The sequence below is a fragment of the Sphingopyxis sp. 550B genome (assembly GCF_057401805.1).
The window spans coordinates 3626014-3649374 of the sequence record NZ_CM171610.1 but is presented as its reverse complement, the minus strand read 5'-3'; the positions used below and the strand labels follow the sequence as shown (position 1 = coordinate 3649374).

Genomic DNA, 23361 nt, shown 5'->3' with positions numbered 1-23361 from the left:
CAGCGCTTCTCATCCTGATCGTCGCTAACTTCTCATCCAGATCGTCGCGCTACAGGCAAGCAGTTCAGGTGGTGAAACGAAGCCTCCAGTCGGATCTCGTCGCCGACTGTTCGGATGTCCGGATCCCAAGCCTGTCGGTCGAACACACGCAAGTAGCGATTGTCGTCGCTGACGTACAGGCTGAGACGACAACCTCCGGTTCCGCAGAGCCGTTGGTCTTCCGGCCAGCGAATCAGCCAGTCCACGACCCCGTCCCGGCTGACGTCAACTGGCAGGAGCACCCCGGCAGGCGGTTCCGACAACGGGATGGGACGGTTGGTGGGGTCCTCGATATCGAAGCCGGTATGGTTCAGTTCGTCCAGAACATACCAAACGAGGCCGGGTGGGGGTTCTTGCGAAAGAACGCCGACCGGGGTCAGGGCAAGCCAGAGGCCTGCGAACACAACCCTTCCCGGTACGCCTAAGACCATTGAATTCGTCATCCCCTTAAACACGCGTCTGTTTTTGGGGTGGGTGATGCCCCCGCAGCCATATTGTCAACTAATCGGTTCGTCACCTCTTGGGCTTGCCGCCCATGCGCACTTTAGGTCCGGACGTTGGCGTCACCGTCTGCGCGATGCCCAGACGGCGCATGGCCTGCTGTACCTCGTCCATGGCTAAAGTTTCGATGGCGTCCTGGCCGCCCAGAGCCGCGGCCGCCTGGAGCAGCTCGATCCCTCGCCGCTCATCGCTGGTAATGCCGCCTTCGCCGACGAAGGTCATCTTGCCCAGCACGGTCAAGGCTTGCGGATCGTTCCGCGCGGCTCCCAAGCGGATGTAACGCAGACCTTCGGGGACGTTTTTTGCCACGCCCTGACCCAGCATCAGGGAGAGGCCATAGACGCCCTGCGCTCCGGGATGGCCCAGATCGGCCGCGCGGCGAAATAATTCGAGGCCCGCTGCTACGTCGTTGGGCACTCCTTGGCCGGTCATGTACAGTTGCCCAAGGAAGGACATGCCTCCCGGATCGCCGGCTTCGGCCGCACGACGGAACATGGCAACGGCCCCCCGCTGGTCCTGCGCCACGCCTCGGCCGACGAACATCATCCGCGCCAGTTCGGTCATCGATGCACCGTGGCCCTGTTCAGCGGCGAGGCGGGCGTAGTGTGCCGCGCGTTCCCAGTTCTCCGCGGTCCCCACTCCCAGTGCGTAGACAATGGTACCGAGAGCTGCCTGAGCAAACAGTTCGCCCGCATCGGCTGCTCGCTCCAGGTTGGCCACGGCAACAGGATCGAGCTGCCCGTCGGCCAGGCCGCTCAGCCGATAGATCCCGTTCAGCCCTGCGCCGTAAGTGCTGCCTGCAGCCGCCGCCCGGGCCGTGGCGTCAAGTGCCAGCGCCGGGTCCTGCGGACCTCCGATCCCCTCGTGCGCAAAATAGCCTAGGTTGGCCAGCGCCTCGGCATGGCCGCGTTCGCCCGCGGTGGCAAACCAGCGGCGCGCCTGGGCATCGTCCCGTGGGACGCCGGCATATCCGGTGTAATAGAGCCGGCCGAGGTTCCACGCACTTTCGGGATTGCCGCCTTCTGCCTCGGCGAACAGCCGAGCCACCACCTGTTTGGACGTTTCCTGCTGATGGATGATGTACGTGCGGCGATCGACCACGGACTGCGGTCCCCCGCTTGACTGATTGCCGCGGCCAAGCGCAGCCGCCAGCCCGTCCAACGGCGTGCCCATGCCACCCGATCCGGACGAGGAAGACGAGGGGGACGAGCCGCTGCCCAGCGAACGCTGCTGCTCCAGCCCGGCCTGGAAGGCCCGGTCGGCTGCAGCGCGATCATTGGCGGCGTCTTGCGCCCGCATCGATGCCATCATGCGCTGGCGGTTGGCCTCGTCGTTGGCGGCGCTCCACTGCGCTTGCGTGGCCTGCGACACGGCGAGTAGGCCGACTGTCAGCAGCGCATGCAAAAATCGACTGCTAGCCACTGAAGGGCACCCCTGGGCCTACCGGGCCGTTGTGGTTCTGACGAATGCTCATGATGAACTCCATCGCGTCCTTCTGCTGCACAAAGAATTTGCAATATTCGGACAATTCGGGGTCGGATGCATAGCTCTTGTCGCGCAGCGTCGCGGCGAATTTCGCGGCAAGCGCCGCCATCGACGACTCTTCGGCGGCAACCGGATTGGTCCACAAAAGGCGGTTCTTACTCGGCTGGATCGCTACGCAGGCGCCGTAGCCCGACCGGGCATGGGCGGGGGTTGCCGTGAGCGCCATCGCGAGGGTGGCGGCGGTCAGTAGGATGCGCATTAAAGTTCTCCCAATCAGGAATGTGCGGTGGTCCTTAGAGATAATCAGACAGGACTTCCCGAAACGAAATAAACCACTCATAAATAAAAAACTGGCGGTGCGACGGAATCGCACCGCCAGAGCTACCTTCAAGAAGCTCCATCGCTGAAGCGCCTTGGAGGCCGGGTCGCCCCTTCATAATGAGCTGTCCGCTCACCGCCGCACACCCCCCGAACGGGGGGGCAGAGATAATATCCTACGCCTCAGGCGGTATCTGGGCACTACAAAAACCCCTCGCCAATGGCTGTTTGATTTGATTCAGTGCGGCTGACGGAAGTGAAGATGCGTCTGGCGGGTGAGTAGCCCCTAGTTTTCTAGACGCCTTCCGCTTTCAAAATCTGCTGCCGTTCGAACTCGACGGGCGACAGCATACAGCCCGGACTTCAACCAAATCGAGAAGGCCTTCTCCCGGCTCAAGGTCATGCTCCGCAAGGCAGGTGAGCGAACCGTCAGCGGGTTGTGGGACTTGATCGGCAGGCTCGTCGACATCTTCCAGCCTGCCGAATGTGCCAATTACTTCAAATCTTGCGGATATGAGCCGGAATGAATGGAAACCGCTCTAGGCGAGTGAGGAGAGCGCCCCACACGTCAGGGGTGCGCGTAGCAACAGCTGGTCGTTTGCGCGAGATGCCATCGTGAGAACATCCTGCTTTGGCCGAACGTCCGGATTTCAGGCTTGTACCAGAAACGAAGCTTGCCGGTTCCGGAGAATTGGGGATGATCGGCTGCAGCCCGCGCGTGGAGGTTCGCCTCGGCCTGACGGAGAAGCAACATGCGACTCGCAATGCCGCTTAAGATCGCATCGGCAGTCGTCTTCGGTGCAGGACTAGCGACCTATGCGCGGTATCGCCGGGAAATGAGGCAACGGATCACTGGGCTGCCGCAAAATGGCATCGGCAGGTGGCAAGCGGGCGCTGCGGTGGCGGTATCGCGCATCATAGTACCGCGGTTACACAGATACAGGGCGGGGCAAAGCTACAAGACCCGACCGGGCCGGCCTCACTCCGAGCTGCAACGCAAATCAGTCCATTCCGCCGGACGTTTCGCAAGGGGGCTTGCCCATGCGTACGATTCTTCTGCCAGATATGAACTGGTTCCCCTGCTACCTAGAGAGCTACCTAGCGGAGCCGCGCCGGTTCTCGCGAGGATCTTCGACTTACCTAAGTTGCTGATATATAATGAGCTTGTGGTGGACGCACTAGGGCTCGAACCTAGGACCCGCTGATTAAGAGGCCCCAATTCTGGGGAATAAATCATTTTATTCGAGCAACTTAGATGCATCCGTTCATATTATTTGATGATGTGCAATACCATATCTGACACTGCTCAACCTTTGCCGACGTCACATATTCACTCACATTGTGCTACAGCGGTGATGTGGGCACAGATCTGTCGTCATCTTGCTTTTGGCCAATTGCGTGGTCGCAGGCATGTGAATGATCTGATAGGCTGAAGGCTTACCTTTGCGCTCGAGTTTTTATCCTCTAAGAAGAAAATCATGTAAAACTAGGATCTGATTGTCCGACAGTTTTAGCAGTTCTGACAAATTCTTCAATAATTGGCTTTTGATTATCTGCGCGTTTTATCAAGCAAAGATCAAATGTTGTCGTATCTTTCTCGGTAAATGGGGTATAAGTGACGCCTGGGATATTGAGGTTGCGAACGGAATCTACGCCTAATGCAATGCCAAATCCGCTCGATACTAATGAAACTGCCGTTACAACATCTTCAACATTTTGAGCAATATTTACAGAAACATTACGCTCATGCAGCATTCTGAGTAAGAAATTGCTGAATCCACCTGGCCTTTCAATTGGTGGATAAAATATTATCGGCTGATGATTTAAATCTCTCAAAGACAGATGTTGTTTTTTTGCAAGATGATTCTCTGTAGGAATTGCGGCAACCATTCGTTGGCTTGCGATCGTTTGCCAGAACAATCCCGGATAATCACTGAAAAAGCGGTTGAACCCCACATCGATGCGGCGTTCGGCCAACGCCTTTACCTGTTCCTCCCGCGACATGGTGTGGAGCGAGACCTCGACGTCGGGGAACTTTTCGCGATATGCTAGGACGATGCGCGGGATGAGGTCGAAAATGGCCGATCCGAAGACACCCACATCGATCCGGCCCATCTGACCCTGGCCGATCGCGTTTGCCCGCGTCGCACCCTGATCCACAAGTGCAAGAATATTGCGCGCATCGGCATAGAAGGCTTCCCCGGCGGCAGTGAGTGTAATGCCGCGGCTGTTCCGCTCGAGCAGGCGCACGCCCAGGATTTCCTCAAGTTGCTGAATCTGGCGCGTGAGCGGTGGTTGCGAGACGTTGAGTTCAGCCGCCGCGCGGCGAAAGCTGCGGTGCGTGACCACGGCCACAAAATACCGCAGGTGTCGCATATCTATGGATGACGAATAGCGTACCATCGGGATGCTCTCTCCGTTCTTCTTATCGCGTTGATAGCGCGAACGGCGTATCGTTGAAAGCCGCGCGATACGGGTGAGGTATCCCAAAAGCGCGGAAACGGTATTGGACCGCATCACGGCGCGGCTTTAACCCGGTTGGGTTGCTGACCCGCTCCTAAGGATGCGGTGCAAGCGCCTGCGGAGGATGACCTTGAACGACCCTGTTGCAACCAGCGGCGCGCGCGGCGCATTACCGGAGATCCGGCATTTCATCGATGGCGAATATCGCGCCTCGATAAGCGGCAAGACATTTCCGAAGCATCGACCCTATGACGGCCGGCACATTCTCGACGTGAACGAGGGTGGGCGTGAGGAAATCGATGCTGCCGTAAGTGCTGCCCGCGCGGCACTGCATGGTCCATGGACGAAGATTTCAGTCGACGACCGCGCCGATCTGATGCGTGCGATCGCGGACGGCATCACCAAGCGGTTCGACGATTTCGTCAGCGCCGAGATGAACGATACGGGGCAGCCCATCTCGGCAATGCGCCATGCCTTCGTCCCTCGCGGCGCCGCTAACTTCAATGCCTTCGCCGATCTGGTGAAGTCGGTGTCGACCGAATGCTTCCACACGGAAACGCCAGATGGACGAGGAGCACTCAATTACGCGATCCGCAAGCCCAAGGGCGTGATCGGCGTGATCAGCCCCTGGAACGCGCCGTTCCTGCTGATGACCTGGAAAGTCGCGCCGGCGCTGGCCTGCGGCAATACCGTCGTGGTCAAGCCATCGGAGGAAACCCCGTCAACGGCGGCGCTGCTGGGCGAGGTGATGAACGAGGTCGGCGTGCCGAAGGGCGTCTACAACGTGGTGCATGGTTTCGGTCCCGATTCCGCTGGAGCCTATCTGACAGAGCATCAAGGCGTCGATGCGATCACCTTCACGGGTGAGACACGCACGGGCACGGCGATCATGCAGGCGGCGGCGCGGGGCGTGCGGGATGTGTCGTTCGAGCTCGGCGGCAAGAACAGCGCCATCATTTTCGCGGACGCCGACCTCGAAGCGGTCCTTGAAGGTCTCATGCGATCGGTGTTCCTCAACACCGGCCAGGTCTGCCTTGGCACCGAGCGAGTCTTCGTCGAGCGGCCGCTGTTCGACAGCTTCGTCAGCGCACTTGGCGAACGGGTTAAAGGCCTCAGGCCGGGGCATCCGGAAGGTGCTGGCACCAACTTCGGACCGCTGATCTCGCTCGAGCATCGGGAGAAGGTCCTCGGCTATTACCGTCGGGCGCAGGCCGATGGCGCCATCATCGTCGCCGGGGGCGGAGTGCCCGAATTGCCGGCCGAACTCGGCGGTGGTTCGTGGGTCGAGCCGACCATCTGGACCGGCCTGCCCGACGACCACCCGGTCATCCAGGAAGAGATTTTCGGTCCCTGCTGCCACGTTCGTCCGTTCGATACCGAGGAGGAAGTGATCGGCCTTGCCAACGATACCTCCTATGGCCTCTCCTCCGTGATCTGGACCCAGAACCTGTCGCGAGCCCACCGCATGGCCGCAGCGATCGATGTGGGCATTACCTGGGTGAACTCGTGGTTCCTGCGCGACCTGCGCACGCCATTCGGCGGCACCAGGCAGTCGGGCATCGGCCGCGAAGGCGGGGTACACAGTCTCGAATTCTACAGCGAACTGCGCAACGTCTGTGTGAAGCTCTGACATGGCCCTTGAAACCAACATGATCGAGCGCCTCGGCGACGAACTCTTCGAAGCCCTGTCCGAAAACCGGACCGTGCCCAACCTGCGCGACCGCAATCCGGGGATGGACATTGTCGACGGCTATCGCGTGCAGGAACGGATGATCGCGCGCAGGCTTGCTGCGGGGGAAACCATCGTCGGCAAGAAGATCGGCGTCACGTCCAAAGCGGTGCAGCAGGCAATCGGCGTTTTCGAGCCCGACTTCGGCCAGTTGACCTCGGCCATGGTGGTCGAGGACGGCGCGGCGATCGATCTCGACACGCTGATCCAGCCCCAGGCCGAGGGCGAGATTGCCTTCGTGCTCAAGCAGGATCTGATCGGCCCCGGCGTCACCGCCACCGACGTCCTGCGCGCCACCGACTATGTCACCGCGTGCTTCGAGATCGTCGATAGCCGGATCGACAATTGGGATATCCGCATCCAGGACACGGTCGCCGACAACGCCTCGTGCGGTATCTATGCGCTGGGGCGTGAGCGCTTCGATCCGCGGGATGTCGATCTGACGCTCGCGGGAATGGTTCTCGAGCGCAACGGCGAGCTTGCCGCTACCGGGGTCGGCGCGGCGGTGCAGGGCTCTCCGCTTAATTCCGTCGCCTGGCTCGCGAACACGCTTGGCCGCCTCGGCATTCCATTCCGGGCCGGGGAGGCGATCCTGTCGGGATCGCTCGGTCCGATGATCCGCATCGCCGATGACGATCGCCTGTCGGTGCGCATCGGCGGCCTTGGCAGCTGTTCGCTTTCGTTCATCCGGGGAGGCTGGAATGCTTGAGACCGCCACGATCCAGGCGATCGCCGATATCGTCGTCGGGGCGCAGGACGGCGCCCACACGATCACCAAGTTCACCGATGATCATCCCGAGATGACGATCGAGGACAGCTATGCCGTGCAGGACGAACTGCTGCGGCGCTGGCAGGCGCGGGGACGCAAGCTTGCCGGGCTCAAGGCCGGTCTGACGTCGAAAGCCAAGATGGACCAGATGGGCGTCCATGTTCCGAGCTTCGGCATATTGATGAACGACACGCTTGATTCCGACATGGGCGTGGTGCCGATGGACAAGCTGATCCATCCGCGCGTCGAGGCGGAAATCGCTTTCGTGATGAAGAACGCGTTGTCCGGCCCTGACGTATCGATCGAGCAGATCATCGCCGCGACAGATTTCGTTCAGCCGGCCGTCGAGATCATCGACAGCCGCTTCGAGAAGTTCAAGTTCGACCTCGTCAGCGTAGTCGCCGACAACGGTTCATCGGCCCGCTTCGTGATGGGCGGCCGCGCCCGCCGGCCCCAGGAGCTGTCGCTCGATACGATCGGGATCGTTTTCGAGAAGAATGGCGAAGTCGTCGCCACGGCCTCTTCCGCCGCCGTGCTCGGTCATCCGGCGCGGGCGATCCAGATGCTGGTGGCCTGGCTCTACGAACGGGGCCGTACCTTGCCCGCCGGAACGATCGTGCTGACGGGCGGCGCGACCGAAGCCGTGGCGGTCGCGCCCGGCGACTACATTTCCGCGCGGTTCCAGGATCTGGGCACCGTGAGCTTCCGCATGGGTCAGAAGGACGCCGAGTGATGCCGATCATATCCGTCACAATCGCCGAGGGTCGGCCCGTCGAGAAGCGCCGCACGCTGATCAAGGCGCTGACCGAAGCCACGGTCAATGCCTTCGATGTCCGTCCCGACCAGGTGCGGGTCATCATCAACGAAGTGCCACTCGAAAACTATGCCGTTGCCGGCGTCACGTTCGCCGAGCAGGCCTTACTCCCAGGAGCAAGCAAATGACGAAAATCAGGTGTGCCATCATCGGCCCCGGAAATATCGGGACCGACCTCCTTTACAAGCTCCTGCGTTCGGACCTGCTCGAGCCGGTGTGGATGGTCGGGGTCGATCCCACTTCGGATGGCCTATCGCGCGCAAAGGAACTGGGCCTCAGGACCACCGCCGACGGCGTGGACGGGCTGCTGCCGCATGTCGTCGAGGACAAGATCCAGATCGCGTTCGATGCCACGTCGGCCTATGTCCATCCGGAAAACAGCCGCAAGCTCAATGCGCTTGGCGTGCTCATGATCGATCTCACGCCCGCCGCGGTCGGACCGCTCTGCGTTCCGCCGGTCAACCTGGCCACGTTGGCTGACCAGGCCGTTATGAACGTCAATATGGTGACCTGCGCGGGGCAGGCGACAATCCCGATGGTCAAGGCCGTCAGCCGCGTTCAACCCGTCGACTATGCGGAGATCGTCGCGACGGTGGCCTCGAAGTCGATCGGTCCTGGCACGCGCAAGAACATCGACGAATTCACCCGCACGACATCGGGCGCCGTCGCCAGGGTCGGGGGCGCGAAGGTCGGCAAGGCGATCGTTGTCGTCAATCCCGCCGAGCCGCCGCTGATGATGCGCGATACCGTCTATTGCGAGACGGCCGAGGATCCCGACCAGGAGGCGATCACGCGTTCGGTCCGAGACATGATCGCCGAAGTGCAGAAATATGTGCCTGGCTACCGTCTGAAGAACGGCCCGACCTTCGAAGGCCGCAAAGTGTCGATCTTCCTCGAGGTTGAGGGCCTTGGAGACTACCTCCCCAAATATGCCGGCAATCTCGATATCATGACCGCCGCCGGAGCGCGCACCGCCGAGATGTTCGCGCACGAGATCCTGGACGGAACGCTCAAACTCAAGCACACCGTCGAGGAGGCCGCATAATGACACTCGAAGCGCAAGTCCGGGGCCGCAAGGTCAAGATGCATGATATGTGCCTGCGCGACGGCATGCACTCGATGCGCCATCAGATCACGATCGAGCAGATGATCGACATCGCCACGGGTCTCGACGAGGCCGGCGTGCCGCTGCTGCAGGTTACCCATGGCGATGGCCTCGGCGGCTCCTCGCTCAACTACGGGCGCGGCCTCCATACGGACAAGGAATATATTACCGCCGTCGCCTCGCGGATGAAGAACGCAAAGGTCTCGGTGCTCCACGTCCCTGGGATCGGCACGCTCGACGAGCTGCGCATGGCGGCGGACTGCGGCGCGAAATGCGTGCATGTCGCCTCGCATTGCACCGAGGCGGACGTCACCGAGCAGCATATCGGCCTCGGGCTCAAGCTCGGCATGGACACCGTCGGCTTCCTGATGATGGCGCATATGACGCCGACCGCGAACATGGTCGAACAGGGCCTGCTGATGGAAAGCTACGGCGCGCAGACCGTCTACTGCGTCGACAGCGCCGGCTACATGCTGCCCGATGACGTGACCGACCGTATCGCTTCGCTGCGCGCGGCGCTGAAGCCGGAAACCGAGATCGGCTTTCACGGCCACCACAATCTCGGGATGGGCGTGGCGAACTCGCTCGCGGCGGTCGCGGCGGGCGCTGACCGCATCGACGGTTCGGCCGCCGGTCTTGGCGCGGGCGCGGGCAACACCCCGCTCGAATTGTTCGCCGCCGTGTGCGATCGCCTGGGCGTCGAGACCGGGGTCGATACGTTCAAGCTGATGGACGTGGCGGAGGATCGGGTCCTGCCGATCATGCCCCGGCCGCCGCGCGCCGACCGGGATTCGATCACGCTGGGCTATGCCGGCGTCTATTCGACCTTCCTCTACCAAGCGAAGGACGCGCACAGGAAATACGGGATTTCCGCGCGCGATCTCCTGCTGGAGCTGGCCCGCAAGAAGATGATCGGCGGGCAGGAGGATATGATCGAGGACACCGCGCTCACCATGGCCAAGGAGCAGGGCCTGATCCCCGCATAATCGCACGGATTACCGGCCTGCCGACCCGCCCGCTGCCATCTCTCCCGGCGGCGGGCGGGTTTTGTTTGCGGGCGCGAAGCGCATGCATTTTGCCATCGACCAAGGATTGCCCCATGGATTTCTTCCCGCCCGTCGCCGAACAGATCTTCGCGCTCGAGCATGCCGCCGGTCTCGCGCGGATTGCAGAGCATGCGCGCTTCGCGGAAGCAACGAGCGAGACGGTCGCAGCCGTGCTGCAGGGTATCGCAGCGCTTGCGGCCGGGGAATATGCGCCGACCAATCGCGTGGGCGACACGGCCGGGCCGCGCTGGATCAACGGGCGCGTCGAGATGCCGGCGGCCTTTCATACGGCCTATCGTTCGTTCGTCGAAGGCGGGTGGGGCGGCATTGCGGTTTCGCCCGAGCTTGGCGGGATGGGGCTGCCTTTCTCTCTGGCCGTGGCGGCGATGGAATCGCTTGGCACAGCCAATATGGGCTTCGGCCTGATCCATCTTCTCTCCTCCGGCGCGATCCACGCCATCGAAGCCTACGGCTCCGACCATCAGAAGAAGGTCTGGCTTCCCCATCTCGTGAGCGGTCGTTGGAACGGCACGATGAACCTCACGGAACCCTTGGCGGGCAGCGATGTCGGGGCCTTGCGGACGCGTGCGGAACCGGCCGCTGGCGAGGGGCAGTGGCGCATTCGCGGCCAGAAGATCTTCATCACGTTCGGCGAATGCGACCTCGTTGAAAATGTCGTCCATCTCGTCCTCGCGCGAACGAACGATGCGCCCTCGGGCACAAAGGGGATTTCCCTGTTCCTCGTGCCCAAGCTGCGGCTCGACGATCAGGGGCGGCCGACCATTCCCAACGGCGTGCGCTGCGTTTCCATCGAGCACAAGCTGGGCATTCATGGCTCTCCGACCTGCGTGATGGCCTATGGCGAAGACGGCGAGGAATGCCTCGGCGAGCTTGTCGGCGAGCTTGGCGGCGGCATGCGGGCGATGTTCGTGATGATGAACAAGGCGCGCCTGCTGGTCGGCAACCAGGGCGTGCAGATCGCCGAACGCGCGACTCAGCAGGCGCTCGCTTATGCTCATCAGCGTATCCAGTCGGCGCGCGCCAGCGATCCGACTGCGGGACCGGTGGCGATCATCGAGCATCCGGATGTCCGGCGCATGCTGCTCCGGATGAGGTCGCTGACGGAGGCCGCGCGCGCGCTGACCTATGCCTGTGCGGGCGCGATCGATATGGGCTCGGCGGGCGATGGCAAGGCGGCAGCGCGCGCCGAAGTCCTGACCCCTCTGGCAAAATCCTGGGCCAGCGATATTGGCTGCGAGGTCGCCAGCCTCGGCATCCAGGTGCATGGCGGCATAGGCTACATCGAGGAGGCGGGCGCTGCCCAGCATTATCGCGATGCCCGTATCGCCCCGATCTACGAGGGAACCAACGGCATTCAGGCCGCTGATCTGGTGGGACGCAAGCTCGCGATGGCGGACGGCGCGGCGATCGGCGATCTGATCGAGGATATTCTCGCAGAATGCGGTGAGGAGCCCTTGCTCGGTGCTCTGGCTCGGGCGTGCCTGGAGGTCCTCGCCTGGCTCAAAGGCCGTCCCGTGGATGATCGCCTGGCGGGAAGTCACGATTTCCTGACGATGCTGGCCGTGGCCACGGCCGGTTGCCTCATGGTGCGGCAGGCGAGGGCAGCCAAGGCCGGGCTAGCTGGTGATGCGGACAGCGCATGGCTCCAGGCCAAGGCGGCCACGACACGCTTTTTTCTCGATCGGATCGTTCCCGAGGCATTGGGGCGCAAGGTCGGCGCGATCGCCGGATCCGAAGGGCTCTATGGCCTTTCGCCCCAGGCCCTCATCGGTGTTTGGTGATACGTTTGGAGCATCGCGGAGCGGCTAAAATGGTATTGGATAGTATCTCTTCCGCTGACTAACGAACCTTTCCAAGGATTGAAGTGTCACCGCCTTTGGAGAGGCAAATTCAATATACTCGGCCATGTTCCGAGTTCCTCTCCCGAAGCGCGCCCAAACAGGGAGGGGATTATGACGAAATATCTGCGCCTCGGGATTTCCGCGCTCGCGGTCATCACCGCATCGGCTTCGCCCGCCTTTGCGCAGGAGGCCGCGCCGCAGGCCGAGGAAGCGGCGCCCGAAGGCGGGCTGCAGGAGATCGTGGTCACTGCCCAGAAGCGCGCCGAGAACGTCCAGAGCGTGCCGGTCGCCATTACCGCCGTTTCCGGCGACATGCTGACGGCCAAGGGCATCACCGATGTCGCCAGTCTCGCCGGCCAGGCGCCGAACGTGACGCTGCGCAGCACCGCGCAGTTCGGCGGATCGAGCTCGGTCCTCATTTCCTACATTCGCGGCATCGGCCAGAACGACTTCGCATTCAATCTCGAGCCGGGCGTCGGCGTCTATATCGATGGCGTCTACCTTGCCCGCAATATCGGTGCGAACGCCGATCTGCTCGACCTGCAACGCATCGAGGTGCTCAAGGGGCCGCAGGGGACCCTGTTCGGACGCAATACGATGGGCGGCGCTCTCAGCATCGTCACCCGAGATCCGGGCAATGAACTGAAGGTCAAGGCGGAAGTTACCACTGGCCGCTTCAATCGCATCGATTTCCGCGGTTCGATCGACATTCCGCTCGTCGAGGACCGCCTTGTCGCGAGCCTTGCCGTTTCGACCAAGCATCGCGATGGCTACCAGGAGCGCATTCCCTACACCGGCTATACCGACCAGAACCCCATCTATCTGCTCGCCACCGGCGGGGCCTATGGCGGTCCGACCAACACCAATTCGTTCGAAGGCAATCTCTACCCGATCACCAGCCAGAAGCGCCCCGATCGTTCGGGCAACCAGAACCAGACGGCCGTGCGCGGCAAGTTGGTCTGGACGCCGACCGATAACCTCAAGGTTCGGCTGATCGGCGACTATCTGCGGGTGAACGAACAGGCAGCGCCGTTCTCGTTGCTGCGCGTCGAGCAGAATGCCTATGTCGCGGTCTACAACACCTGCATCACCGGCAATCAGGCGGTGATAGACGGTGTTTCGGCCATGGCCGGCTTGCCTGGGCTGTCCAACGTCTGCAACGGTATACGCGGGAACGTGGGTTCGCCGACCGGCACGCAGCCGTCTCTGGCAAGTCAGGCCGGCCAGCATCTTCCCTATGACGGTCGCTACGTCGTCAGGAAAGCGGACGGCAGCATCGATCCCGACAAGTCCTATGCGGCGGGTGCCAACTTCAACATCGTGAAGAACTGGGGCCTCAATGGTCAGATCGAATATGATGTCGCCGACAACCTGCAGCTGAAGTCGATCACGGCCTATCGCAAGCTCGACTCACGCTTCGGCGCCGATGTCGGCGGCGATCCGTCAGGCGCCTTCCAGCCTACCTTCGGCGATGATGAGCAGCAGTTCACCCAGGAGCTCCAACTGATCGGCAAGGGCTTCGGTGGCCGCTGGAAATACGTCTTCGGCGGTTACTTCTTCCACGAAAGCGGGAGCCATGTCGAAGGTGTGAGCTTCACCGGTGGCCTGCTGCAGATCAATTCGCCCAATGACCGCTACGACACCAAGTCCTACGCGATCTACACCCACAACAACATCGAGCTGATCCCCGATCGGCTGGGGATCACGATCGGCGCGCGCTACACCCACGAAAACAAGTGGTTCGAGGGCACGCAGCAGGACGAGAACAGCTTCGTCTATCGGCTGATGGCGCTGCCGCCGTCGGTTCTCGCCGACCCGTCCGATCCCACATGGCTCTATCCGCTGGGTCGGAACACGCAGAAGTTCAACAACTTCTCGTACCGCATCGGCGCCGAGTACCACATCGACAGGGACATCATGGCCTATGTGTCCTATGCGACCGCCTTCAAGGCGGGGGGCTGGACGACGCGCCTGACCGGGCCGTTGTTCGACACCACGACGCTTCAGCCGCTTCCCGCCCCGACCTTCGGCCCGGAAAAGGCCAAGACCGCGGAAATCGGCCTGAAGGCCACCTTGCTCGACCGCAGGCTGCGTCTCAACTTCGCGGCGTTCCACACCGACTATCGGAATATCCAGCTTACTTTCGTCAACGGCTCCTCGCCGGTGACCGCCAATGGCGGCAACGGCAAGATCGACGGCTTCGAAGTGGAAATGAACGCCGCCCTGTTGCCGCATTGGTCGCTCGATGCCAGCGCCGGCTATCTCAACGCCCGTTACACCAAGATCCTGCCCGGTATTCCGCTGACCGGCGACGAGGATTTCGTGAACACGCCGAAATGGACGGCTCAGGTCGGCACGTCCTACGAGATCGAGACCGGCATCGGTTCGTTCACGCCCCGGATCGACTGGACCTTTGCGACCAAGACCTACAATGACGAGACCAACACGGCGGACCTGATGACGCCCTCGCACAGCTTTTTCAATGCGTCGCTCACCTACAAGATGGCGAACAGCGGGATTGAGCTGCAGGCCGGCGTCACCAACCTTACGGACAAGCGGATCATCGTTTCGGGTTTCTCGAATGCGGAAGCGGTCTACAGTGGTGTGTTCAGCCGGCCGCGTGAGTGGTTCCTGACCTTGCGCTATTCCAATTGATCCACCCTGCTTGGGAGGTCGCCTGGGCGACCTCCCGCCTTTTCGCCACATGCGCTTGCGGGACAGTCCGTCTCTTCATTCTCGGGACAATTGCTGCCATGAAACCGGAAAACATAGTCGCGGAGAAGGTAGCGGTGTGATCCAATGGATGAAAATCGCCTGATTGAGCAATATGGGCTTCACGAAAGCCTGAAGTTCCAGACGGCCGACGGACATATCTGGTTCGATCAGGCGCGTATGCTATTGTTGCATGCCACGACGCTTGGTGAGATGCGTCGCGAACTGATCGAGCAACTCGGCAGCGTCAAGGCCAGAGGCATTCTCTGGCGCTTCGGCTTTCGTGGCGGTCAGAGCGACGCCCGCGTCGCGGCCAAGCGCGCGACGAAGGCGGACGACTACGATTCCTTTCGTCTGGGTCCCGCGATCCACGCGCTGGAAGGCATGGTCAAATCCGATATTGTCGACCTTTCGATCGACTGGGAAGCTGCGAGCCTAGAGGGCGTCGTTCAGTGGATTTCGAGCTGGGAAGCCGAATCCCACGCCGAGCTCGGGCTAGCTCTCGATGAGGCAGATCCGACGGCGTGCTGGAGCCTGACCGGCTATGCATCGGGTTATGTCAGCGAGTATTTCAAGCGATTGATCCTGTTCCGCGAGGTCGAATGCGTCTGCGCGGGTCATGCCAAATGCAAGGTTGTCGGAAGGCCGGCGGAAGGTTGGGGCGACGATTCGCCGATCGAGCAGCTTTGGCTCGAGCATGGTGATCTCAGGCGTTTGGAGGCAGAGGAGGAACTGCGCCTACTCCGGCGGCACGCGCGCCGCGGCGAAAGCCGGCCGCCGGCACCGGGGAAGGGGCCGATCATCGGCGCTTCGCCCGCCTTTATCCGCGCCTTCTCATTGCTCGGCAAGGCCGCGCAGAGCGCGATCAATGTGCTCCTCCTGGGAGAAACCGGGGTGGGCAAGGAAGTCTTTGCCCGTTGGCTGCACGAAAACGGTCCGCGGGCTGCCGGACCGTTTGTCGCGATCAACTGCGCGGCCATCCCACTCGATTTGGTGGAAGCCGAGCTGTTCGGCGTGCGGCGCGGGGCTTATACCGGGGCCGATGAAACGAGGCCGGGGCGTTTCGAGCGCGCAGATGGCGGCACGCTGTTCCTCGACGAGGTGGGCGACCTGCCGCTCGCGGCGCAAGTCAAGCTGCTGCGCGTGTTGCAGACCGGAGAACTTGAGCGTCTCGGCGATACGCGTCCGATCAAGGTGGATGTCCGCATCGTATCGGCGACCAATGCGCATCTGGAGGACGCCATTCGGGAAGGGCGGTTCCGCTCTGATCTCTACTACCGGTTGGCGACCTATCCGGTTGCGATCCCGCCGCTGAGAGAACGGGGCGGGGATATAGGGCTTCTCGCCCGCATGCTGGTCGATCGCTTCTCACCGCGTTATGGCAAGCAGGTCGTCGGCTTTACCGATCATGCGCTCTGGACGCTCGAAGGCTATGATTGGCCGGGGAACGTGCGCGAGCTCGAAAACGTCATTGAGCGCGCGGTGCTGCTCGTCGATGATGGCCAGGTCATCGGCACCGAGCAACTGCCGCCCGAATTGCTCCGGGGTGAAGAGGGCGCGATCGGCGTGAGCCGGGGTGGGGCGCTCGTTCACAAACCGGCGGCATCGTGCGAGAAGATGCTCGAGGACATGCTTGTCGACGGCTTCGATCTCGCCGCGCACGAGCAGATGATGGTCGAACTCGCGCTACGCAAGACCGGCGGCAATCTCGCCGATGCGGCCAGGATGCTCAACCTCTCGAAGCGCCAACTCACATACCGCCTCAACAAGCAGGGCGTGTGATCGTCGGCCTCGTGACATTTTTGGTCCGGTAGTCGACCGGACATGACAAATATGTCCTGAGATCCCGCCGCCCGCCGGGCTTCACCTTCGAATTTCCCCCAATATCCGCTCATTTTGCAAAGTGGCACGGGCCTTGCTGAACAGGTCTCGCGCCCTGTCGAAAAGGCGCGACAAAACAGGATGGGAAAGGTCTGCAGGTCATGGAAGGCGAAAGCCCGGCACAAACCGCGAGAAGCTACGAGAGCGGCGCTCATGCCTCGTCTAGTGACACGGTGTTTGATCCGTCGCGCAAGTTCGTGCGCGTGAACGGCGAGCGGCGCGGTCTGGTCGAATTCGACTTCGGCGTGGGCGACCTCGCGCTCAGCGTCGAGATGATGCTGCCACCTGAAGATTTTCGCCAATTCTGCGCAGACCAGCAGGCCACCCTGGTCACGGCGAGCCGTGACGCTGCCCAGGGGGACGAAGCGGTCGCGATGTCGTGGCGCCCATCGGACGTCCAGCACCTCATAGAGCGGCAGGCCAGCCTGCCTGGAGAGCAATGATGCAGATCGACCTCAAGACCATCCAGATCGAGCCGAAGCGCAAGACCTTTGACAATCTCGTGCGGCGGTTCGGCGACAAGCCGGCCTCTCGTTATCAGGAAGCCTCCTACGATATCCAGGCGAAGGAGAATCTGCACTACCGCCCGACATGGGCGCCGGACCAGGAACTCTACGATACCCAGAGTTCGCGGGTGAAGATGGCGGACTGGGACGCCTTCAAGGATCCCCGTCAATATTTCTACAGCACCTATACATTGACGAGGGCTCGCCAGCAGGAAGCGGTTGAAGGCGCCTTCGCCTTCGTCGAGAGCCGGGGGTTGCACCAGTCCGTGCCGGTCGATGTGTCGAGCGCTGCGCTCGCCGTGTTGGTGCCGCTGCGTCATGCGGCCTGGGCTTCTAACCAGAACAATGTGCTGATCGCCGGGTACGGCGTGGGCACGACCTTTACTCAGCCCTGCCTCTATCAGGGCATGGATGCGCTGGCGATCGCGCAATATATCTCGCGCGCTGGCCTCTTGTTCGGTGGAGCCGAGGCGCTGTCCGCCGGGCGCGAGGCATGGATCGGGGCGGATGTCTGGCAGCCACTGCGGAGGCTCGCCGAAGACACGATGGTGGTGCGCGATCCGGTAGAACTGTTCGTCGCGCAGAACTTCGCCATCGACGGCCTGTTGTATCCGGTCGTCTATGAAACGCTGATCGATGGCGTTCTCTCGGCCAGAGGCGCCTCGGCGATAAGCATGGTCACCCAGTTCCAGGTCGATTGGTACGCGGAAACCGCCAAGTGGGTGGACAGCGTGCTCAAGATCGCCGCCGCAGAGAGCGAGGGCAATGCCGCCGCGCTCGCGGAATGGTTCGCAAGCTGGAGCGCGCGCGCCGCCGCGGCGCTTCTGCCTGTCGTGGAGCCGGTGCTGGGCGAGGGCGCGGACGCCGTGATCGCCGAGGCGCAGGACAGCCTGCGCAAGCGGGCCGCCAAGGCCGGCCTCGCGCTCTGAGGAGAGATAATCATGTCGACCGTGTTCATTGTGTTTCAGGCCAACGAGGAAACCCGTCCGATCATCGAAGCGATCGTGCAGGACAATCCGGCCGCCGAAGTGGAAAATCAGCCGGCAATGGTGCGCGTCGCGGCGCCCGATGAAATGACGATCAAGCGCGAGACGATCGAGGAGCTGATCGGCCGGCGCTTCGATCTCCAGGAACTTCACATCAACCTCGTGACCCTGTCGGGCCACGTCGACGAGGACGACGACCGGCTCGTGCTGAGCTGGAACAATTGAGAGGATACCCGATCATGGACATGCAAACCCCGGCGCCCAAGCTCGGCATCAAGGAGCGCTATCGCCTGCTCACCCGTGACCTGGGATGGGAGCCCACCTATCAGTCGAAGGAGGCGCTTTTCCCCTACACCCGTTATGAGGGGATCAAGATCCATGATTGGGACAAATGGGAGGATCCCTTCCGCCTGACCATGGATGCCTACTGGAAATACCAGGCGGAGAAGGAGCGCAAATATTACGCCATTCTCGATGCCCATGCCCAGAACAACGGGCATCTCAATATCACCGATGCGCGCTACCTGACCGCGCTCAAGATCTTCATCCAGGCGATCAGCCCCGGAGAATATTGCGCGCACAAGGGCTTCGCGCGCATCGGCCGCGAGTTCGAGGGCGTCGGCACGCAGGTCGCCTGCCAGATGCAGTCGCTCGATGAAATCCGCCACGCGCAGACCCAGATCCACGCCGCATCCAACTACAACAAATATTATAACGGCTTCCATGCCTTCGCCGACGGCCGCGACCGTATCTGGTACACCTCGGTCGCGCGCTCCTTCTTCGACGATGCCATGTCCGCCGGGCCGTTCGAATTCATTACCGCGATCGGCTTCGCCTTCGAATATGTCCTGACCAACCTGCTGTTCGTCCCGTTCATGTCTGGCGCCGCCTACAATGGCGACATGGCCACCGTGACCTTCGGCTTCTCCGCGCAGTCGGACGAAGCGCGGCACATGACACTGGGCCTCGAGTGCATCAAGTTCATGCTCGAGCAGGACCCCGACAACCTGCCGATCGTGCAGGGCTGGCTCGACAAATGGTTCTGGCGCGGAATGCGGATGCTCTCGCTCGTCGGCACGATGATGGATTACATGCTGCCCAAGCGCGTGATGAGCTGGAAGGAAGCGTGGGAGATCTATGGCGTCGAGAATGGCGGCGCGCTGTTCCGTGATCTCGCCCGCTATGGCATCCGCCCGCCCAAGGGCTGGGACCTGGCCAGCGAGGCATCCGAGCATGTCACCCATCAGTTCATGCTTGGGCTTTACCAGTGGAGCTTCGGCACGGCCTTCCATGCATGGATCCCGAACGAGCAGGACATGGACTGGCTCTCGAAGAAATATCCGGACACTTTCGATCGCTACTACCGGCCGCGCTGGGAGCACATCAACCAGATGGCGGCGGCCGGCACGCCCTACGCCAACTATGGCCTCGCCAAGCTGTGCCAGACCTGCCAGCTCCCTGTCGTCTTCACCGAACCGGGCGATCCGACGCGCCATTGCTATCGCGAGACTGTCTACGAAGGCGAGAAGTTCCACTTCTGCTCCGACGGCTGCAAGGACATTTTCGAGCATGAGCCCGAGAAGTTCGTCCAGGCATGGCTGCCGATGAACCAGCTGTTCGCCGCGCCCAACTTCGGCGACCTCGGCAAATGGATGGAGTGGGTCGGCCTGCGGCCCGGGATCGACAATGGCGACTATTCGACGTCCGAGGACCGCGCCAATTTCGAGACCTGGCGGCAGAGAGCTTCCGCCTGAGGCCAGGCGCGGACAGCGCTCCGCGACGCCCGCGCCCCTGACACCACTGCATTCGTAGAAAGGACCCATCATGTCGGTCAAGGCTATCGGGACATACAAGTTTCCTTCGCGCGATCGTGAAGAGATATTCGGCGACAACATCATCACCTATTTCAGCTGGGAGCAGCACCTGCTGTTCGCGGCGCCGTTCCTGCTGTTCACGCCGAGGGACGTTACCTTCGGCCAGCTGATCGAAGACCGGGTCAAGCCGCTTCTAGTGTCCGATCCCCAGGCCGGTGAGATCGACTGGAACGGTGTCGAATGGCTGAATGGCGACAAGCCGTTCGCGCCGGATTTCGCGGCCACGCTGGAAGCCAACGGGATCGGGCACAAGGATCATATCCGCATGATCACCCTGTTTCCCAGCGCGCTTTTCCCCAAGCCCTGAACGCCATGGCTCATGAACTGACGATAGAGCCGCTGGGCGCGAGCGTGCCGATCGAGGAGGGGCAGACCATTCTCGATGCCGCCCTGCGCGCCGGCATATATCTTCCCCATGCCTGCGGCCATGGTCTGTGCGCCACCTGCAAGGTGCGCGTCGTCGACGGCGAGGTGGACCATGGAGATGCCTCCAGCTTCGCGCTCATGGATTTTGAGCGGGACGAGGGCAACACGCTGGCCTGCTGCGCCACCGTCGAGGAGGATGTCACGATCGAGGCGGACGTTGATGAGGATCCCGACGCCGAGGTCATCCCGATCCGCGACTTCGCTGGCCGAGTGACCCGGATCGAAAGCCTGACGCCGACAATCAAAGGCCTGTGGATCGATCTCGGTCAACCTCTCCACTTCCAGGCCGGCCAATATATCAATCTTGTCTTGCCGGACGGCATCGGCACGCGCGCCTTCTCGATCGCCAGCGCGCCGGGCGATGGGCAGTTGATCGAGCTCAACATCAGGCTCGTACCGGGCGGCGCCGGGACCGCTTATGTTCACGAGGTCTTGCGCGAAGGGGATCCGATTAAGGTCACCGGCCCCTATGGCCGCTTCTTCGTGCGCAAGTCCGCGAACGTGCCGATGCTGTTCATGGCCGGCGGCTCGGGTCTGTCGAGCCCCCGTTCGATGATCCTCGATCTGCTGGCGCAGAATTGCGACCTGCCAATCACACTGATCTATGGTCAGCGCAGCGGCGAGGAACTCTACTATCACAACGAGTTTCTCGAGGCTGCCGCCAGCCATGCCAATTTCACCTATTTACCGGTGTTGTCGCGCGAGCCGGACGACAGCGCCTGGCAGGGCGAGCGCGGCTTCGTCCATGAACTGGCGCAGCGCCACTTCGGCGGCGACTTCCGGGGGCACAAGGCCTATCTGTGCGGCCCGCCGTTGATGATCGAGGCCTGCATCGCGACGCTGATGCAGGGGCGGCTGTTCGAACGGGACATCTACACCGAGAAGTTCATTTCGGCAGCGGATGCCCAACAGATCCGCTCGCCCCTGTTCCGGTCGATCTGACGATGAAACAGGGCCAGAAAGATGAGGCGGGGAGGGGCGGGGGTTCCTTCGCGCCCGAGGCGCTGCCTGGCGAAGTGCTGGAGCAGGTGCTTGCCGCGGCGCGCGCCGAGTGTGAACGCCTTGGCGTTCGGGCCTCTGTAGCGGTTGTCGATACCGCGGGGGCGTTGGCCGCGTTCCTCAGGCTGCCCGGCGCGTTCCTCATCTCGACCGAACTCGCGATCGACAAGGCATGGACCGCGGCGGGGTTTTCACTCTCGACACGCGGCCTTGGCGACATGCTGGCGCAGGCCGAGGACAGTGTGCGCGACGGCCTCTTGCGGCGCCCGCGCTTGACTGTCGTTCCGGGCGGCATCCCCATCCTGCAAGGGGCGCACTGCCTGGGTGCGATTGGTGTGTCGGGCGGATCCGCGCAGGAGGACGAGCAAATCGCAGCGGCCGGACTTCAGCAGGCCGGAACTGGTTGAGAATACGCAAACCGTATCGCGGGCTGCACGCTAAGGTATTGGAGAGTATCGTGCGGAGGCAGTACCTCAAGAGGTGGGAGAAGGACGAAACAATGGCACCCGATTCCGCCAGCATGGCGGCAGCACAAGAGATGATGGGGCGCTCGGCTGCAGAGCCAGGCCACCGGTTTCGTGTGCGGGTGGCCGGAACGTCGTTCCAGTTTCTCGCCCAGGCCGATATCCCGTTGCTGCATGGTATGATCGCCGCTGGCACCTCGGCCGTAACCGTAGGCTGCCGTGGCGGAGGCTGCGGAATTTGCCGCATCCGCGTGATTGGCGGTCTTTATCGGGCTTTGCCCATGAGCCGGAGCCGTATCTCGCAGGCCGATGAGGCGACGGGAATTGTGCTGGCCTGCAGGATCATTCCCCAGGGCGACCTGGAAATCGAAGTGCTTCCGCTCAAAGTGTGGCGAAAGCCGGAACCCAAGCGTGGCGACGCCGCGCCAGAAAATCCTGGAGAAAATTGATGTCTATCCACGGCGTCCTGAGGCTGGGCGAAATTTGTGTGCGGGTTCTCGATATCGAGGCCTCGCGCCGGCACTATGGCGACTATCTGGGCCTGATCGAAACGGGCCGCGATGACGATGGCAAAACCTACTACAAGGCCTGGGACGAGCATGATTGCCACTCGGTCGTCATCCGCCCTGCTGACCATTGCGGCGTCGATTATGTCGCGTTCAAGGTTCTCGATGACGACGCATTGTCCGAGCTCGACCGGCGGCTGCGGGACTATGGCGTCAAAACCCGCCAGATCCCGTCTGGAACCTACGCCCGCAGCGGACGGCGCGTCGAGTTCACGCTCCCCACAGGCCATGTCTGCCAACTCTATGCCTTCAAGGAGCAGGTCGGCAACGGCATGGATGCGGCCAATCCGGGAACGATCCCCGACGATGGCTACATCAAGGGCATGCGCATCATCCGTCTGGACCATTGCCTGCTCGGCGGACGGGATATCGCCGCGTCGCGCGATTTGTTCATCAAGGTGTTCGGATTCAACCTCACCGAGGAATTGCAGGATCACGAATCCCGCGCAGCCCTGGCCACATTCGTGTCTTGTTCGAACAAGCCGCATGATATCGCCTTCGTCGCCCAGCCCGAGGACGGCAAGCTCCATCATATGTCGTTCCTGCTGGAGTCCGTCAGCGATCTCTATCACGCTGCGGATCGCATGGGGAAATATGACATTCCCATCGATTTCGGGCCGAACCGCCACGGCGTGACCCGCGGCGCCACGGTCTATTTCTTCGATCCGTCGGGCAACAGGAACGAGGTCTTCACCGGCGGCTATGTCTACTATCCGGACAATCCGGCGCTGATCTGGGATACCTCGAAATTCGGGAACGCCCTGTTCAGCCAGGGCAACGTCGTCGTTCCCAGCTTCCTTAATGTGGTGACCTGAC

22 protein-coding genes, 1 tRNA gene and 1 pseudogene are annotated in these 23361 nt (G+C 62.0%); 19 read left to right on the top strand and 5 right to left on the bottom strand.

Annotated elements, in window-relative coordinates:
* Positions 1–32: 32 nt before the first annotated feature.
* The 3 genes from AC2S9W_RS17045 to AC2S9W_RS17035 are packed head-to-tail and all read right to left on the bottom strand — an operon-like array spanning position 33 to position 2284.
* Positions 33–494, bottom strand: a complete 462-nt coding sequence (locus tag AC2S9W_RS17045) for a hypothetical protein (protein ID WP_486571321.1) — start codon at positions 492–494, stop codon at positions 33–35.
* 58 nt (positions 495–552) lie between these two features.
* The gene (locus tag AC2S9W_RS17040; RefSeq protein WP_212596811.1) at positions 553–1944 is read right to left on the bottom strand and encodes an SEL1-like repeat protein; all 1392 of its coding nucleotides are present in this window, start codon (positions 1942–1944) and stop codon (positions 553–555) included.
* A gap of 10 nt (positions 1945–1954) precedes the next feature.
* Positions 1955–2284, bottom strand: a complete 330-nt coding sequence (locus AC2S9W_RS17035; protein WP_039337648.1) for a hypothetical protein — start codon at positions 2282–2284, stop codon at positions 1955–1957.
* Positions 2285–2687: 403 nt separating this feature from the next.
* Between AC2S9W_RS17035 and AC2S9W_RS17030 the strand changes: the two are divergent.
* Positions 2688–2870: pseudogene (locus AC2S9W_RS17030) on the top strand (IS630 family transposase); the annotation flags it as partial.
* Between the two features lie 640 nt (positions 2871–3510).
* Here the strand turns inward: AC2S9W_RS17030 and AC2S9W_RS17025 are convergent.
* Positions 3511–3606: transfer RNA gene (locus AC2S9W_RS17025), tRNA-OTHER, on the bottom strand.
* A gap of 213 nt (positions 3607–3819) precedes the next feature.
* Positions 3820–4860 carry a LysR substrate-binding domain-containing protein gene (locus AC2S9W_RS17020; RefSeq protein ID WP_486571320.1) on the bottom strand — a complete coding sequence of 347 codons (1041 nt, stop codon included), beginning with the start codon at positions 4858–4860 and terminating at the stop codon, positions 3820–3822.
* 76 nt (positions 4861–4936) lie between these two features.
* Here AC2S9W_RS17020 and AC2S9W_RS17015 point away from each other — a divergent pair, with 76 nt between their 5' ends.
* From AC2S9W_RS17015 to AC2S9W_RS16930, 18 genes are all read left to right on the top strand, one after another.
* Positions 4937–6436 carry a 2-hydroxymuconic semialdehyde dehydrogenase gene (locus AC2S9W_RS17015; RefSeq protein ID WP_486571319.1) on the top strand — a complete coding sequence of 500 codons (1500 nt, stop codon included), beginning with the start codon at positions 4937–4939 and terminating at the stop codon, positions 6434–6436.
* A 1-nt stretch (position 6437) separates the two neighbouring features.
* A complete protein-coding gene (locus AC2S9W_RS17010) occupies positions 6438–7244 on the top strand; it encodes an FAA hydrolase family protein (RefSeq protein WP_486571318.1) in 807 nt (268 codons plus the stop codon).
* Positions 7165–8037, top strand: coding sequence for a 2-oxo-3-hexenedioate decarboxylase (gene dmpH / locus AC2S9W_RS17005; RefSeq protein WP_486571317.1), 873 nt, complete (start codon positions 7165–7167; stop codon positions 8035–8037). Before AC2S9W_RS17010 ends, dmpH begins: the two co-directional genes overlap by 80 nt.
* Positions 8037–8246, top strand: a complete 210-nt coding sequence (locus tag AC2S9W_RS17000) for a tautomerase family protein (RefSeq protein ID WP_449328115.1) — start codon at positions 8037–8039, stop codon at positions 8244–8246. The genes dmpH and AC2S9W_RS17000 overlap by 1 nt, the downstream gene beginning before the upstream one ends.
* Positions 8243–9163 carry an acetaldehyde dehydrogenase (acetylating) gene (locus AC2S9W_RS16995; RefSeq protein WP_449328116.1) on the top strand — a complete coding sequence of 307 codons (921 nt, stop codon included), beginning with the start codon at positions 8243–8245 and terminating at the stop codon, positions 9161–9163. Before AC2S9W_RS17000 ends, AC2S9W_RS16995 begins: the two co-directional genes overlap by 4 nt.
* Positions 9163–10209, top strand: a complete 1047-nt coding sequence (dmpG, locus tag AC2S9W_RS16990) for a 4-hydroxy-2-oxovalerate aldolase (RefSeq protein ID WP_449328117.1) — start codon at positions 9163–9165, stop codon at positions 10207–10209. The genes AC2S9W_RS16995 and dmpG overlap by 1 nt, the downstream gene beginning before the upstream one ends.
* Positions 10210–10322: 113 nt before the next feature.
* Positions 10323–12071, top strand: a complete 1749-nt coding sequence (locus AC2S9W_RS16985; RefSeq protein ID WP_449328118.1) for an acyl-CoA dehydrogenase family protein — start codon at positions 10323–10325, stop codon at positions 12069–12071.
* 171 nt (positions 12072–12242) lie between these two features.
* Positions 12243–14786: a TonB-dependent receptor gene (locus AC2S9W_RS16980; protein ID WP_486571316.1), complete on the top strand. Its 2544-nt coding sequence runs from the start codon at positions 12243–12245 to the stop codon at positions 14784–14786.
* A gap of 144 nt (positions 14787–14930) precedes the next feature.
* Entirely contained in the window at positions 14931–16625 is a 1695-nt protein-coding gene (locus AC2S9W_RS16975; RefSeq protein WP_449328120.1) for a sigma 54-interacting transcriptional regulator, read from the top strand.
* Between the two features lie 200 nt (positions 16626–16825).
* Positions 16826–17167 carry a phenol hydroxylase subunit gene (locus AC2S9W_RS16970; protein WP_449328121.1) on the top strand — a complete coding sequence of 114 codons (342 nt, stop codon included), beginning with the start codon at positions 16826–16828 and terminating at the stop codon, positions 17165–17167.
* Positions 17167–18159 carry a ferritin family protein gene (locus AC2S9W_RS16965; protein ID WP_486571315.1) on the top strand — a complete coding sequence of 331 codons (993 nt, stop codon included), beginning with the start codon at positions 17167–17169 and terminating at the stop codon, positions 18157–18159. Before AC2S9W_RS16970 ends, AC2S9W_RS16965 begins: the two co-directional genes overlap by 1 nt.
* A 12-nt stretch (positions 18160–18171) precedes the next feature.
* Positions 18172–18441, top strand: a complete 270-nt coding sequence (locus AC2S9W_RS16960) for an MmoB/DmpM family protein (protein WP_449328123.1) — start codon at positions 18172–18174, stop codon at positions 18439–18441.
* Between the two features lie 14 nt (positions 18442–18455).
* The gene (locus AC2S9W_RS16955) at positions 18456–19970 is read left to right on the top strand and encodes a YHS domain-containing protein (protein WP_449328124.1); all 1515 of its coding nucleotides are present in this window, start codon (positions 18456–18458) and stop codon (positions 19968–19970) included.
* Positions 19971–20040: 70 nt separating this feature from the next.
* The gene (locus AC2S9W_RS16950) at positions 20041–20397 is read left to right on the top strand and encodes a phenol hydroxylase subunit P4 (protein WP_449328125.1); all 357 of its coding nucleotides are present in this window, start codon (positions 20041–20043) and stop codon (positions 20395–20397) included.
* 5 nt (positions 20398–20402) lie between these two features.
* On the top strand, positions 20403–21458 hold the full coding sequence (locus AC2S9W_RS16945) for an NADH:ubiquinone reductase (Na(+)-transporting) subunit F (protein ID WP_449328903.1): 1056 nt from the start codon (positions 20403–20405) through the stop codon (positions 21456–21458).
* Between the two features lie 2 nt (positions 21459–21460).
* Positions 21461–21922 (top strand): GlcG/HbpS family heme-binding protein, encoded by a 462-nt coding sequence (locus tag AC2S9W_RS16940; RefSeq protein WP_449328126.1) that lies wholly within the window; start codon positions 21461–21463, stop codon positions 21920–21922.
* 92 nt (positions 21923–22014) lie between these two features.
* A complete protein-coding gene (locus tag AC2S9W_RS16935; RefSeq protein ID WP_449328127.1) occupies positions 22015–22428 on the top strand; it encodes a 2Fe-2S iron-sulfur cluster-binding protein in 414 nt (137 codons plus the stop codon).
* A complete protein-coding gene (locus tag AC2S9W_RS16930; RefSeq protein ID WP_449328128.1) occupies positions 22368–23360 on the top strand; it encodes a catechol 2,3-dioxygenase in 993 nt (330 codons plus the stop codon). The genes AC2S9W_RS16935 and AC2S9W_RS16930 overlap by 61 nt, the downstream gene beginning before the upstream one ends.
* Position 23361 lies beyond the last annotated feature (1 nt).

Coding starts and splice junctions, on each gene's coding strand:
- AC2S9W_RS17035 (WP_039337648.1), bottom strand. CDS start 2,284: ATGCGCATCCTACTGACCGCCGCCACCCTCGCGATGGCGCTCACGGCA.
- AC2S9W_RS17020 (WP_486571320.1), bottom strand. CDS start 4,860: ATGCGGTCCAATACCGTTTCCGCGCTTTTGGGATACCTCACCCGTATC.
- AC2S9W_RS17010 (WP_486571318.1), top strand. CDS start 6,438: ATGGCCCTTGAAACCAACATGATCGAGCGCCTCGGCGACGAACTCTTC.
- dmpH (WP_486571317.1), top strand. CDS start 7,165: ATGACGATCGCCTGTCGGTGCGCATCGGCGGCCTTGGCAGCTGTTCGC.
- AC2S9W_RS17000 (WP_449328115.1), top strand. CDS start 8,037: ATGCCGATCATATCCGTCACAATCGCCGAGGGTCGGCCCGTCGAGAAG.
- AC2S9W_RS16995 (WP_449328116.1), top strand. CDS start 8,243: ATGACGAAAATCAGGTGTGCCATCATCGGCCCCGGAAATATCGGGACC.
- dmpG (WP_449328117.1), top strand. CDS start 9,163: ATGACACTCGAAGCGCAAGTCCGGGGCCGCAAGGTCAAGATGCATGAT.
- AC2S9W_RS16985 (WP_449328118.1), top strand. CDS start 10,323: ATGGATTTCTTCCCGCCCGTCGCCGAACAGATCTTCGCGCTCGAGCAT.
- AC2S9W_RS16980 (WP_486571316.1), top strand. CDS start 12,243: ATGACGAAATATCTGCGCCTCGGGATTTCCGCGCTCGCGGTCATCACC.
- AC2S9W_RS16975 (WP_449328120.1), top strand. CDS start 14,931: ATGGATGAAAATCGCCTGATTGAGCAATATGGGCTTCACGAAAGCCTG.
- AC2S9W_RS16970 (WP_449328121.1), top strand. CDS start 16,826: ATGGAAGGCGAAAGCCCGGCACAAACCGCGAGAAGCTACGAGAGCGGC.
- AC2S9W_RS16965 (WP_486571315.1), top strand. CDS start 17,167: ATGCAGATCGACCTCAAGACCATCCAGATCGAGCCGAAGCGCAAGACC.
- AC2S9W_RS16960 (WP_449328123.1), top strand. CDS start 18,172: ATGTCGACCGTGTTCATTGTGTTTCAGGCCAACGAGGAAACCCGTCCG.
- AC2S9W_RS16955 (WP_449328124.1), top strand. CDS start 18,456: ATGGACATGCAAACCCCGGCGCCCAAGCTCGGCATCAAGGAGCGCTAT.
- AC2S9W_RS16950 (WP_449328125.1), top strand. CDS start 20,041: ATGTCGGTCAAGGCTATCGGGACATACAAGTTTCCTTCGCGCGATCGT.
- AC2S9W_RS16945 (WP_449328903.1), top strand. CDS start 20,403: ATGGCTCATGAACTGACGATAGAGCCGCTGGGCGCGAGCGTGCCGATC.
- AC2S9W_RS16940 (WP_449328126.1), top strand. CDS start 21,461: ATGAAACAGGGCCAGAAAGATGAGGCGGGGAGGGGCGGGGGTTCCTTC.
- AC2S9W_RS16935 (WP_449328127.1), top strand. CDS start 22,015: ATGGCACCCGATTCCGCCAGCATGGCGGCAGCACAAGAGATGATGGGG.